The sequence below is a fragment of the Vibrio sp. Vf1514 genome (genome assembly GCF_052076135.1).
Classification (GTDB): domain Bacteria; phylum Pseudomonadota; class Gammaproteobacteria; order Enterobacterales; family Vibrionaceae; genus Vibrio; species Vibrio furnissii.
Genome location: NZ_CP197267.1, coordinates 1,167,601 through 1,179,879 on the forward strand (window position 1 = coordinate 1,167,601; position 12,279 = coordinate 1,179,879).

Genomic DNA, 12,279 nt, shown 5'->3' on the forward strand with positions numbered 1-12,279 from the left:
ATGAACTCAGCAAAAAGGCGCATGATGCGCCTTTTTTAAATCTCAAAATCAGGGAAACGTTTTGCCGAAGCGAAGGAGTCAGGCTGGCAGTAATCTTCAATAAAATCATCCAAGGTGATGGGCGTGCTAAACAGATACCCTTGGAAAAAATCAACGCCGTGTACGGTCAGATATTGCAACTGCTCTGGGCGTTCAACCCCTTCGGCGACCGTCGGAATGTTTAAGCGACGCGCTAGATCGAGCACGTTGTTTACGATGTGATTCGACAGTTCATTCTCGCCAATTAAATCGACAAAGCTCTTATCAATCTTCAGGTAGTCGGCTTTAAACATTTGAAAGTAGATCAGGCTCGAATGGCCGGTGCCAAAATCATCAATGGAAATCAGCACGTTTTCGGCTTTCAAGGCTTGATAGATATCCATCAACTCCACCGCTTCAATCGCCTGTTCGCGTTCAGTCAGCTCCAAAATGAGCTGCATGTGGTGCGTGTCCACCACCTGACGAAAACGGTGACAGCATTGGACAATTTTACTGTCGGTGAGCTGCTCGGCACTGATGTTAAACGAGAGGTGAAAGCCATCCGGCAGCGCTTTGGTGTACGGTGCCAGTTGCAAGGCGGTTTGCTCCATCAATGACTCGGTCAGTTTGTGGGATAAACCGCCGCGTTCAAGAATGGATATAAATTCATACGGGCCAATGACACCGCGGGTGGGGTGATGCCAGCGCACTAAAATTTCGCCACCAACTAAGCTGCCGCCGCAATCAAAAATCGGCTGAATATACGGTTTAAATTGCTGGTGGGCCAAGCCGCGCGCGAGCTCACTCGCCAAGCGGTCTGGTTGACAGAGAAAGCGATAAAACTGATAGCAAGCAAACAGATAGAGCGTGAACGGAATCACCAAGTAATACACCACGCGCTGCAACAGTTCCCAAAAATACATGGTTTGATCGTACTGAATGCGCATGGCGTAATTGTATTTGGGCGAGGGGAAGAGTTCGCCTTTGATCAGGCGCGATTGCGAGTAGCCGGTGGTGAGTTCTTTGTCGGCCAGCAGCAGGGTCGGTTTAATAAACTCGGGGTTGATTTTGAGCTGATACAGAAAGTAGTTCATTGACAGCTCATACACCAAGGATTGGCTTCGATAGTACACTGACACGGGTTCAATCACGCCGGTATCAAGGCTGACGGAGGGGCCGTTCACGGTTACCGGCAGTCGATCCATAAAACCGCGTAGTGAATTGCAGTAACCAAGATGGAGCGGTTTGGTTGCTGTGAGGCCGCCGGGGATCTTTAAGATTTCTTCCATCAACAACGGTTTGAGCGATTGGCACGAATCGTTGAGGTTGGGCACCAAATGTTGCGTTGCACTATCGAGTTGGCTAAACAGATGATCCAATTGCTCCAACACATTGGTCGCTTCGTCTCGTGCCTGCACTGCAATTTGGCGCGCCACCAACTGATAAGCCAGCAGCACTGAACTGAGCGCCAAAACGATAAACAGCAGGCCCGTGTACCAACGCGCTTTGTGTAATCGGGACTGGCGATAATTGGTCGAAGACGTGTTGAACAAAATTTTTCATTCCTTAACAGCGTGGACGCGAAAAACAACCCAAGTACTCATACTGTAACTGATTCCGTGCGTTCTCCGTGCTACAGAGCGCGCTCATCACAAAAAGTGTGATCGAAGTAAAGTATGTCGAGGTCATCTTCATGACGAATCTTCTCTCGGTTCAATCGATAACGTCATCAAAACGAATTAAAAACTGCGTAGCATCATCGCGCGTTATGGTTGCGTTGTAAATCGTAATCAATCGCGATGGCGATGACGCGGATGGGTGAGCGCGAAGCGATGGATTTTAAGCCATTTATCTCGTATGTTGAGTGAGTGGAAATTGACCAGAACATAAGGAAATCAAATGGAAATGTTAGTGGGTACGGGGTCTACATGGTCGCTGCGCGCGTGGATGTGCAGCCGTTTGGCAAAGGTTGAGCTGGATGTGAGCGTGATCGATTTGTCGGGCTCGGATTACAAAAAGCAGCTCTCGGTGCAGTCACCGTCTGGATTGGTTCCGGCGTTGACTGTGGATGGTACTGTGATTCACGACTCCTTGGCGATTGCCGAATACTTCAATGAACTGGCTGATGGCGCGCTCTATCCGCGTGATGCACTGCAACGGGCGGTAGCACGCAGTTTGTGTGCTGAAATGCACTCGGGGTTTATGGCGTTGCGTCGCTTGTGCCCGTTTAGCCTCGAACCGGTTGAGCCCCTCACCGAGCCGACGCCGGAGCTGGAAGCTGACATTGCCCGCGCGACTGCGGTATTTGCTCAGGCGCAACTGCCGTTTATGTTTGAAGAGGCGGGCGTGGTGGATACGTTTTATGCGGTGTTGGCGTTTCGCCTGCAAAGTTACGGCGTGGCGCTAGAAGGGAAGGCGGGTGAGTACCAACAAAGTTTGCTCGAATGGCCGCTGACTAAAGATGCGGTGGTTGAAGCATTGCGTTGGGAAGATGCCAAATAGGTGGCCGCAAAGAATAATTCACGTTGTGCTAGGAGAAACTGATGTCTGATATGGATAACAACAAACAAGAAGTGACGGTAGTCGACATTAAAATGCCGTTTATGTCGATGGTGATTTTTATGGTCAAATTTGCCATTGCGTCGATCCCTGCGATGATCATTCTCGGCGTTCTTTTTACGATCTTGGGGGCGATTTTTGGTGGCATGTTCCATGGTATGGGACGCTATTAACGGAGATGAAAACGAAAAAAGCGGTGTTTAACACCGCTTTTTTATGACGTCTCGTTCTGCGTTTAGTGCGTTTCTGGCACTGGCGTCATCAGGATCTTTTGTTTCATGGATGATTCGCCAAAGATCTGGCGCGCGCGCTGTGTTAGGTCGTCTGCGCTGATGCTGCGCAGGGTCGCTTCCATATTCAATGCCGCTTCCAGACCAAAGTGATGAATCACGTAGCGATTGATGTACCAAGCCATGCTCGACGCGTTCTTCTTCATGTTGTTGAGGTCGGTCAACAACTGTTTCGCCACCACCTGCGTTTCTTCAGTGCTGATTGAGGTCGCCATGCTGCTAACCACCTCATCAAACGCCGCTTCCACTTTTTGAGCATCTTCCGGTTCAACCACCGCGCCCAACATCCAATCCACGCTGCGTTCACTGTCCATGTTCAATGCCAACGCAAACGGTGAGTAATCAAGGCTCTGATGTTCACGCACCACGGCCGTCAAACGGTGGTTGGCAATGCGCGTTAACAAATCATCCATAAACACGGTTTTGGCATCCGGTGTGCTGATGGGCGCCACGATGCGGATGTAGTACTGCGTGTTTGGCTTGGTGTTGACCGGCAGTTCAATGCGAGGTTGGATCGGCTGGCGATAGGCAACCTGAAAATCAGGGGTGTTGCCCTTGTCGAAGGCCAAATTGGCCACGTATTGGCGCAGCAAGGCTTGTAGCCCCAGCGGCGATGTGTTGGCCACAATCACGAGCGTGTTATTGCGCTGCTTTTGAAACAGTTCGTGATGCACCTGATAAATCTGATCGCGCGTGACTTGTTGGTAGTCAGCTTTATCAAACAACCAATGGACCGAATCTTCGAGGTAAGTGGCGTGGTTGATCGCCTGACCCAATTGACCGTCCGATGACGCTTGGCCTTCATCAATCGCTTGCAGAGTCTCAGATTGAATCGAAGCCAGTTGGTTGTCATCGACACGAATGTCACGCGTCATTTGATTCAGCAGTGCAAAGAGCGCTTCCATATTCTTCTGATTGGCCCGCATCATCACCCCGTGTGAGGTGAGATTAATGTAGGGCGCGAAGTAGATGTTTTTCTCTTTGAGGTAGTTGTTGAGTTGCACATTAGACAATTGGCCTAAACCGCTGCGGCTGGCGACATTCACAGCCAATTGGCCCGCCGGATAAAGCGCACGCGGCAGAGCCACGGCGCCGCCGATGCTGCCGTAGTGAAGGTAAACGTCGTCACCGGCATGCTCACTGCGCAAGTAATAAACCTCAACGCCGTTGGAGAGTGTCCATTGGGTTAATTCCGGTTGGTCATCAAAGCTTTGGCTCCGGAGGATGTCCCCTGGCGCAGCGGGTGGCAGAAATGGTGTTTCCACTTGGCTGATGCGCTGGCTGATACCCGGCTGCTTGAGTGTGTGACGTAAATGGTCGGTTGAACGCTGCAACGCGTTGAGATCTTCGCTCTCGGCGGCGACGAGCTCAATCATCGGATCCACTTGTAGAAATGCGTTGAGATGCTGATTGACGCGTGTGAGCGTGGCGGCGGAAAGTAGGGCTTTCAGTGCCTTTTTGTACTCCAAATCCGATGGCAAGACTTCGTCGTAGCTGATGGCATACACGCGGTCATCGGCCAAGGTGTTTGACGTTAGTTGCGAACGATACCAATCGAAGTTGTCCAGATCGTCACGGTAGCTTTGCAATACCATCTCCAGCTCTTGCGGGGTGGTGCCGTGATCACGCAGCGAGGCCAGCGTGTTGAGAAACAGCGATTGCGATGCCGCGCGCTGCTCGACCGGAAACGCAATGGTCAATTCGGTGTAGCGCAGATCGTCGGTGTTGTAGCTGAACGCCGCCAAGTCTTGCGTCGGCAGTGCAGCGTTGTAAAACGCGTTCTGCAAGCGGTGTTCCATCAAACGGGTGGCGATCTCATTCAAACGGTAGTTGAGCAATGCTTCATGATCCGCAATGCGGATTTCACCCTGCGGGTAAAACAGGGAGAGGCGCGGCGAATCACCCGGTGATGCGGTGTAAATCAAATCGCTGGTGTTTTGTTGTGATAACGCAGGGCGCGCTGGGCGCGGCGTGGTGCCTTTCTGCCAGTCAGAGAAATACTGACGCACCCATTGCTCGCCTTGTTCCAAAGTGATGTTACCGGTGATGATCACTTCCGTCAGTTGTGGCTGATACCACGTTTGGTAGAACTCACGAAGCCCGTCTGCGGTCGCCATTTGCACATTGCTGCGATTGCCGAGTGGATCGTAGGTGAGGTAATCGGTGCCTTCAGTGAAATGCTCATACAGCATGTCCGGCTCTGAACGACGAAAACGAAACTCGCCCAGAATCACCCCTTTCTCTTTTTCCACTTCTTGTGGATCAAACGTCAAGCCATCGGCGATGTCGCGCATCCACAGCAGCGCATCGTCCATGTGCTGGTTATCTGGCAAATCCAATTGATACACCGTTTGCGAGTAATTGGTGTAAGCGTTGAGGTCAGCGCCAAACTGGCCACCACTTTTCGCCACCATATCAATCACGGCGTTGTGTTCGTAATGCACGCTGCCGTTGAAGGCCATGTGTTCCACATAATGTGCGTAACCGGCTTGGCGCAGCGTTTCCTGAAACGATCCCGCGTGCACGTACAAGCGGATCGACACCGCTTCGTTTTGGTCGGGATACAAGTGATAGGTGAGCCCGTTGTCGAGGGTTTGGGAGACCCAAGCCTGACTCGGTTTGAAGGGTGTAGATGTGGGCTGAGCAGCACAACCTACTAATAATAGAGCAAAAATTCCTGCCAAATAACGGTATATCATAACAACCTCTGTTCTTGTTTTGGCGTCACTATATACGTATCCAGCGAATTTATTAAACATCAAAAATCAATTTGATTGAAAAATGCGTGTGACCCAAGAATATGCACGGTGTTTGTTATCATTTTGTGTTTTTAAATGATGAATTGTGAACATTCAACCGCGCGCGTCAACCGACTCTAGGCATGCGCGGGCGGAGTTTGCTATCATCGCGCCAGTTTAATCGCCATTGATTGTTGGATTTATGCTGTATTCATTACTTTCCGTGTTTGCGCCGATGTTGCTGGGCGCACAAATCATCCTGACCCTCGTTTTGGTGAAAGGGGAGATCTGTCCGGGCCAACGTGGCCGGATTCACAAAGTGCTGCCTGCGATCGCAGTGCTGTGGCTGGCCGTCGCTTCGGTGAAAATCGAAGCCTTTATGATTGTGGCCGCCGTGTTCTATTTCTATTCGCAGGTGCAAACCAAGAAGACGCGTGATGAAGGGCCGCTGTGGGTGCTTTATCTGGCCAACGGTTTGTCGATCGCGTATGTCGCTATTTTGATGGGAGAAGCGCCAAGCTGGCCGGCAGCGCTCTCGATTTTAGCGATGGTGGCGATGTTGGGCGCAATGTTTGCGCATCTGCTGCTGACGATTGCGCGCACGCGCCTGCAAGCGTTTCACCGTATTTTGCCGGTGGTGGGCATTTTGTCGGCCATGCTGACCACGTTGTGCGTGGTGCCGTATGCGTATCGCGTGGACGCTGAGGTGCTGGCGACCCTGACACAACCGCTGTTGATCAGCTTTGCGCTGATGGTGACCGGGATTATTGTGTGGAGCTGGCACATCATGATGTCGAAACCGGTGAGTAAAGTGCAATTGACCGTTGCGCAGCTCTTGATGCTGGTGGCGGCCACGGGGTTTCACGGCTTGTATCTGATGTAAGCCATTTGGTGATTTCCTACCTGATAAAACGGCGCTTGCGCCGTTTTTCTTTGCCTAGAGCAAAATCACGGTTCTACGGCCAATTTCGAACTAAGCTTAGAGAAAGCGTTTCGAAACAGGAGTACCAAGATGGATCTGAGTAACGTCGGTAAATTAGACAGTGTCATTTTGCTGGGGATTGTGAACGAGAAATTGCGTTTGGAATGCGACAGCTTTGATGAGCTGGTGACCACTTACGAAATGGACATGAACAATGTGGTCGATAAGCTAAGCGGGCTGGGCTTCCGATATGACCCGCTGACCAACCAGTTCAAAGCGGTTGAACGCTAAACGAAAGCCTTCACCCCAGTCATTTGATTAACCCATTCTATTCATTCAACGCTTAAGCCATCTTGATGCCATCGAGGTGGCTTTTGCATTGTTGGCGCGCTGTGGCGAAGAAGGCTTGCAAGTAACGTTTGTCTTTTTCGCTGTTGCGGGTTGCCGCAAACAGACGGCGCCATAATCCTTTCCCCAACGGTTTGCTGGTGATGAGTCCCTGACGGGAGAATTCACTGATGGCCCAGTTTGGCAGTGCGGCCACTCCGAGCCCCGCCGACACCATCTGCACCAACATCAAGGTATTGTCCGCTTGTTTCCATTTTGCGGGTTCAACGCCTGCGGGTTGCAGGAAGTGTTTGACCACATCGAGGCGCTGTTTCTGCACCGGATAACTCAACATGGTTTGATCCGCCAAATCCTGCGGCGCAATCACGGCTTTTTCGGCCAAGGGGTGATTGGTCGCGGTGATCAGGCGCATCTCAAAATCGAACAGCGGCTCATAGTGTACTTCAGAGCGCGGTAAAATGTCGGAGGTGATCACCAAATCCAGCTCACCTGCCAGCAAGGCCGGTAGGGGCTCAAAGCCGAACCCGGAAGAAAAATCCAGCGCCACACTTGGCCAGGAAATTTGATATTCCCGCAGTGCAGGCATCAGCCATTGAAAACAGGAGTGGCACTCAATGGCCATGTGCAAGCGGCCATTCACATCTTCTTTGAGGCTGGCCAGTTCGTTCTCTGCTTTGGCAAGCTTTGGCAAAATGTCATCCGCCAGTTTCAGCAAGATCTCACCTTCCGAGGTAAAACGCACCGGACGGGTTTTACGCAAAAACAGTTGCCCGCCAATTCGCGCTTCTAAATCTTTGATCTGATGGGAGAGTGCTGACTGAGTCAAGTGCAATGCGGTGGCGGTGGCGGTCAGCGAACCGGTGTCGCGCAGTGAAACTAACGTGCGTAAGTGTTTGAGCTCGATCATGAGTTCTCCTCATCTTTCCCTAGATCAACATGAATTTTTATTTAAACTACGCCGATTTTTTGGAGCTGTAAACATCTAGACGTCTATTTGTTGAAAATGCAATAGTGTCGATCCGGTGTTCTGTCGATCGTTTCGCGTCGAGTCGGCGAGCGGTGTTGGATTTGCGAGGGCGAAGAGACGAAGCCGTTTTTCGCGGCGTACATTCGCTGTAGGGCAATTCCGGTCGTGATGTCAGTCCGTTACTGAGAGATAATTTATTCATTAATAACAATTGGTTATTTTGATAGTATTGTTTTTATTGTTGTGAGGGAAGTTAGGGGACTGACCCAGACTGAGATATGATCCGCGGCTCTATTTTAATCATCTTTCTTAGTAGGTTTAGATTTACATGACTCAAGCTTTAATGAAATTCGCCGTCGATGATGGTTCCACAAACGTCAAAGTGAGCTGGTTGGATGGCGGTAAGATTAGGAGCCTAGTCTCGCCCAACTCCTTTCGCAAAGATTGGAAAAGTGCGGCCTTAAGAAAGGACAAACAAGTCTACAACTACACCATCGATGGCTTTAAGTACACCTACGATGCCACGTCGGATAAAGCGTTGGAAACCACGCACGTCGACTATCAATACGACGATTTGAACCTGCTGGCTGTCCATCACGCGCTGCTGCAAACCGGCATTGAACCTTGCCCGGTGGCGTTGGTGGTGACCTTGCCGATCACCGAATATTACCGATTTGAAGATTGCCAGAAGAACGAAAAGAACATCGCACGTAAGCGCCACAATTTGATGCGCCAAATCACCCTCAACAAAGGCCAGACCTTTGACATTGTGGACGTGGAGGTGATGCCGGAAAGCTTGCCTGCGGTGCTGTCGACGCTGGTGAACTCCAACTGCAATGAATTCACGCGCTCGCTGGTGATTGACCTTGGCGGTACCACCTTGGACATGGGCATCGTGGTGGGTGAATTTGACGAAGTCTCGGCGGTTTACGGCAACAATGAAATCGGTGTGTCGATGGTGACCAACACTGTGCGCAAAGCATTGGCGTTCGCCGATAGCGATTCGAGCTACTTGGTGGCGAATGAATTGATCCGCCGTCGCAATGACGATGAATTTGTGTCGGAAGTGATCAATGACGAAGCGCAAATCGACATGGTGCGCGAAAAAATGGAAGCCAAGATCCACGAGCTGGGCAAGCAAGTCGTGACTGAAGCGAAGAAATTCGCCAAAAACCCGAATCGCATCTACTTGGTGGGGGGCGGTGCGTCACTGATTTATCCGGCGGTGTGTGCGGCGTATCCGTCACTGGGTGAGCGTGTGATTCTGATTGAAAATGCTCAGTCAGCGCTGGCGCAGGAGATCTGCTTGTATCATGCGGACCAACCGGAAACCGAGATGAGCGATCTGCCGCTGGCCGAGGAGATGAGCGATGAGTAACCGCTTTAAGCGCGTCTCTTTTGCTCTCTATCTGGATCCCAAACAATCCAGCGCGGATAACTTCGCCTTCAACACCATGTTGGGTTGGTCGAAGAAGCGTCAGGAACTGGCTGCCGATGCCACGGCAGCCATGGAGTTGCATCAACTGGTGCACATTCACAAGCACATCTATTTGAGCGGGTTGTACCTGCACAGCCTGAAACCGGAATTGGCGATGAGCTTGGCATCGGCGTTGTCGACAGAGTCGATCAACACGCAGTCCCTGCTCGATATGCTCAAGTTGCATCAAATCGAACCGCAGTCGGCTGCGGGGCTGGATGAGGCGATGTGTCAAACGTTGGCGGATAAAGTGGCCGCGTCGGTGCAAGCGCAGCTCAGCGAGGCAGCCCCATCGGATGCGTCTGCGATGTCCGACGGCGTGGCCAGCGTGCTGGCTCAGGTACAGCGATTGGAAGAGACGCTGACCTCGCATACCACCCCGACAAGCTCGGCAGAAGGTGAGCAGGTGCAGGAACTCAAGCGCCTGATCGTCAAACAAAGTCAGCTCATTCATCAGTTGATCGGCAGCTTAAAACAAGGCGCCGTGGTGGGGCAGGAAAGCTCCAATGATGCCAGTGCTGAACCGGTAGAAGCTCGATTAGAGCGGGTGCAAAAGATTCGCCAAAAAGGCGTGTTCTAAAGAAAAAACCAGCGATATCGCTGGTTTTTTTTATCGGTTATTTTGGTCGGCTTTTATCGCTGTCGCGGGGATTTTCTTCGCAATGCTCTTCGCCGCAGTTTTCTACACAGTTTTCTTCGCACTTTCTACGCAGCTTTCTACGCAGCTTTCTATGTAGCTTTCTATGTCATGTCCCTGGCATTTTGCTGGGCCGATGCCATTCGACCCTTTCACGTCAAACGCTCAGTAACGCAAGTTGTCTGGGATCACGAAGGCCGGCAGTTTGGCTGGTTTGCCTTGTTGACCGGTTTTCCACGATTTGAGTTGTTGCACGTATTTTAGAATCTGCGCCACTGCGAGAAACAACTGGTTGGGAATCATCTGGTTCAATTGTGTGGTGTGATAAATCGAACGGGTGATTTCTGGCACCACCAACACCTCCACCTGATGTTGTTCGGCGAGTGTGCGAATGTAAAAGGCGACCTCGTTTTTGCCTTTGGCGACCACAAACGGCGCTTCCGCTTTAGTTAAATCGTACTTGAGTGCCACGGCAAAATGCGTCGGGTTCATCAAAACCACGTCGGCAGTTGGCACCGTTTGGCTGGCTGAGCGACGCGCATTTTGCATCTGAATCTGACGAATGCGGCTTTTGATTTCCGGGCGGCCTTCTTGCTCTTTGTGCTCTTGTTTGACTTCCTGTTTGGTCATCTTCATCTGTGTGCCAAACGTCATTTTTTGGTACGGAATGTCGATGACGCCAAACAGAATCGCAATCAAAATCAGCATGCCCAGCAATTCCAATACATACTGCAATGAGAAGTGGATGGTGGTTTGAAACGACGCGCGCACCAAGCTGCCGATCATGTGAAAGTTGGTGCTGATCATGTAATACAGCAACGCGAAAATCAGGCTGATCTTGGCTACGTTTTTAAGAAACTCAACCAGTGTCTGCTTCGAGAAGATGCGTTTGATCCCGCTGAGTGGGTTAATTTTGGAAAACTTCGGCGCCAGCAAGCTGAGGTTGAAATGAAAACCGCCCAGCAAGCAGGTGGCAATCGCCGATGCGATGAACTGAAAGATGATCAGGGGCGCAAACACTTTGATCATCAAATACAAGCTTTGCGTGATCAAATGCAGAATGTGGTCGTGATCGCGTTGCGATTCGGCCGTAAAGCGAAACGACACTTCAAACAGCTGCATGAGGTGACCAGACAAACTATCGGCATTGGCATAAAAGTAGCCGATACACACCATCAACATGATTGCGCTGGAGAACTCTTTGGAGCGCGCAATCTGCCCCTGTTTGCGGGCTTTATCCAGCTTCTGACTACTGGCCTGTTCGGTTTTATCGCCGCTACTCATGACATCCTCAACATGATGTTTAAGTGCTCGTGCAGTTCGGTGAGCAGATTGAAAAAGATGTCGCCGATGCCATAAATCGAAATCAGCAACGCGAACAGCCCCAAAAACATGGTCATCGGGAAGCCGAGCACAAACACGTTGAGCGACGGCGCAATGCGGCTCATAAACCCAAAGGTGACGTTACTGAGCAGCATGGTAATGATGGCCGGAATCGAAATGATCAGCGCGGATGAAAACATCCAGCTGAATAGGGAAATCAGGTGCTTGATGCTCTCAAACGGGTAGGGCTGATTCATGGGCCACAGGGTAAAACTGTCGACAAACACATCCAGCACAATCAAATGCCCATCCATCGACAAAAACAGCAGCATCGCGGTGAGCGAGAAAATTTGCCCGGTGATGGCGACACTGGAGCCGCTGTTGGGGTCGTTCATCATCGCCATCGATAAGCCCATTTGCATCGACAGCGCTTGCCCGGCGAGCGTAAAAATGGTGATGAACATCTGCACCGCAAGCCCAAAAATCAGTCCGAAGCTGAATTGGTACAGGCCAAACAGCACCGCTTGCAGGGAGAACGGATTAAAGCTTGGCACGTTCGTCACCATGCCCGCGCACAGCAGCGAAAAGCACAGGGCCAGCAGCACTTTGGTCATCAGCGGCACTTTGCTGTCGCCAAACACTGGCGCGACCAAAAAGAAACCGCTGAATCGAACGAAAGGCCACCACAAAATGCCCAACCATTCGGTCAGTTGCGTGAACGTGACATCCATCATTGGGACAGGCTAGGAACGCTGTGAAAAATGGTCTCAAACAACGTGGTCAGCTTCATCAACAGCCAATGGCCCGTCACGATGATCGACACCATGGTCACCAGCAAACGAGGCAGAAAACTGAGCGTTTGTTCGTTGATTTGCGTCACGGCTTGGAACACCGCGACGATGAGGCCAACCAGCAGGCTGGGCACGATCAACACCGACACCATGGCGATGATCACCCACAACGCATGAGCAACCAGCGTGACGGACATTTCGGGCGTCAT

General features: G+C 51.2%; 12 protein-coding genes. 6 read left to right on the top strand and 6 right to left on the bottom strand.

The genetic code is table 11. The features are described from left to right. Window positions 1-35: 35 nt before the first annotated feature. A complete protein-coding gene (locus tag ACS18Q_RS05395; protein WP_417869438.1) occupies window positions 36-1,571 on the bottom strand; it encodes an EAL domain-containing protein in 1,536 nt (511 codons plus the stop codon). 346 nt (window positions 1,572-1,917) lie between these two features. On the opposite strand from ACS18Q_RS05395, the gene ACS18Q_RS05400 reads away from it, so the two are divergent. Then, window positions 1,918-2,520: a glutathione S-transferase gene (locus tag ACS18Q_RS05400; protein WP_158107223.1), complete on the top strand. Its 603-nt coding sequence runs from the start codon at window positions 1,918-1,920 to the stop codon at window positions 2,518-2,520. Between the two features lie 41 nt (window positions 2,521-2,561). Further along, entirely contained in the window at window positions 2,562-2,750 is a 189-nt protein-coding gene (locus tag ACS18Q_RS05405) for a hypothetical protein (protein WP_004726343.1), read from the top strand. Between the two features lie 62 nt (window positions 2,751-2,812). On the opposite strand, the gene ACS18Q_RS05410 is transcribed toward ACS18Q_RS05405, so the two are convergent. Further along, window positions 2,813-5,566, bottom strand: a complete 2,754-nt coding sequence (locus tag ACS18Q_RS05410; protein ID WP_441257497.1) for a M16 family metallopeptidase — start codon at window positions 5,564-5,566, stop codon at window positions 2,813-2,815. Window positions 5,567-5,807: 241 nt separating this feature from the next. Between ACS18Q_RS05410 and ACS18Q_RS05415 the strand changes: the two genes are divergently transcribed. Beyond that, on the top strand, window positions 5,808-6,488 hold the full coding sequence (locus ACS18Q_RS05415; protein ID WP_441257498.1) for a hypothetical protein: 681 nt from the start codon (window positions 5,808-5,810) through the stop codon (window positions 6,486-6,488). Between the two features lie 129 nt (window positions 6,489-6,617). After that, window positions 6,618-6,818 (top strand): DUF4250 domain-containing protein, encoded by a 201-nt coding sequence (locus tag ACS18Q_RS05420; RefSeq protein WP_004726340.1) that lies wholly within the window; start codon window positions 6,618-6,620, stop codon window positions 6,816-6,818. Window positions 6,819-6,870: 52 nt separating this feature from the next. Here ACS18Q_RS05420 and metR read toward each other — a convergent pair whose 3' ends face one another. Then, window positions 6,871-7,782 (bottom strand): HTH-type transcriptional regulator MetR, encoded by a 912-nt coding sequence (gene metR / locus ACS18Q_RS05425; protein ID WP_004726339.1) that lies wholly within the window; start codon window positions 7,780-7,782, stop codon window positions 6,871-6,873. 388 nt (window positions 7,783-8,170) lie between these two features. Here metR and parM point away from each other — a divergent pair, with 388 nt between their 5' ends. Both parM and ACS18Q_RS05435 read left to right on the top strand, forming a co-directional pair. Beyond that, the gene (parM, locus tag ACS18Q_RS05430) at window positions 8,171-9,220 is read left to right on the top strand and encodes a plasmid segregation protein ParM domain-containing protein (protein ID WP_014205321.1); all 1,050 of its coding nucleotides are present in this window, start codon (window positions 8,171-8,173) and stop codon (window positions 9,218-9,220) included. Further along, complete coding sequence (locus ACS18Q_RS05435) at window positions 9,213-9,899, top strand: hypothetical protein (protein WP_441257499.1); 687 nt, start codon at window positions 9,213-9,215, stop codon at window positions 9,897-9,899. The genes parM and ACS18Q_RS05435 overlap by 8 nt, the downstream gene beginning before the upstream one ends. A 222-nt stretch (window positions 9,900-10,121) precedes the next feature. Here ACS18Q_RS05435 and flhB read toward each other — a convergent pair whose 3' ends face one another. From flhB to ACS18Q_RS05450, 3 genes are read right to left on the bottom strand one after another with little or no spacing between them, the layout of a single operon-like run. Continuing rightward, a complete protein-coding gene (flhB, locus tag ACS18Q_RS05440) occupies window positions 10,122-11,240 on the bottom strand; it encodes a flagellar biosynthesis protein FlhB (RefSeq protein WP_275724216.1) in 1,119 nt (372 codons plus the stop codon). Continuing rightward, window positions 11,237-12,013 carry a flagellar biosynthetic protein FliR gene (fliR, locus tag ACS18Q_RS05445; RefSeq protein ID WP_004726335.1) on the bottom strand — a complete coding sequence of 259 codons (777 nt, stop codon included), beginning with the start codon at window positions 12,011-12,013 and terminating at the stop codon, window positions 11,237-11,239. Before fliR ends, flhB begins: the two co-directional genes overlap by 4 nt. Then, a complete protein-coding gene (locus tag ACS18Q_RS05450; protein ID WP_004726334.1) occupies window positions 12,010-12,279 on the bottom strand; it encodes a flagellar biosynthetic protein FliQ in 270 nt (89 codons plus the stop codon). Before ACS18Q_RS05450 ends, fliR begins: the two co-directional genes overlap by 4 nt.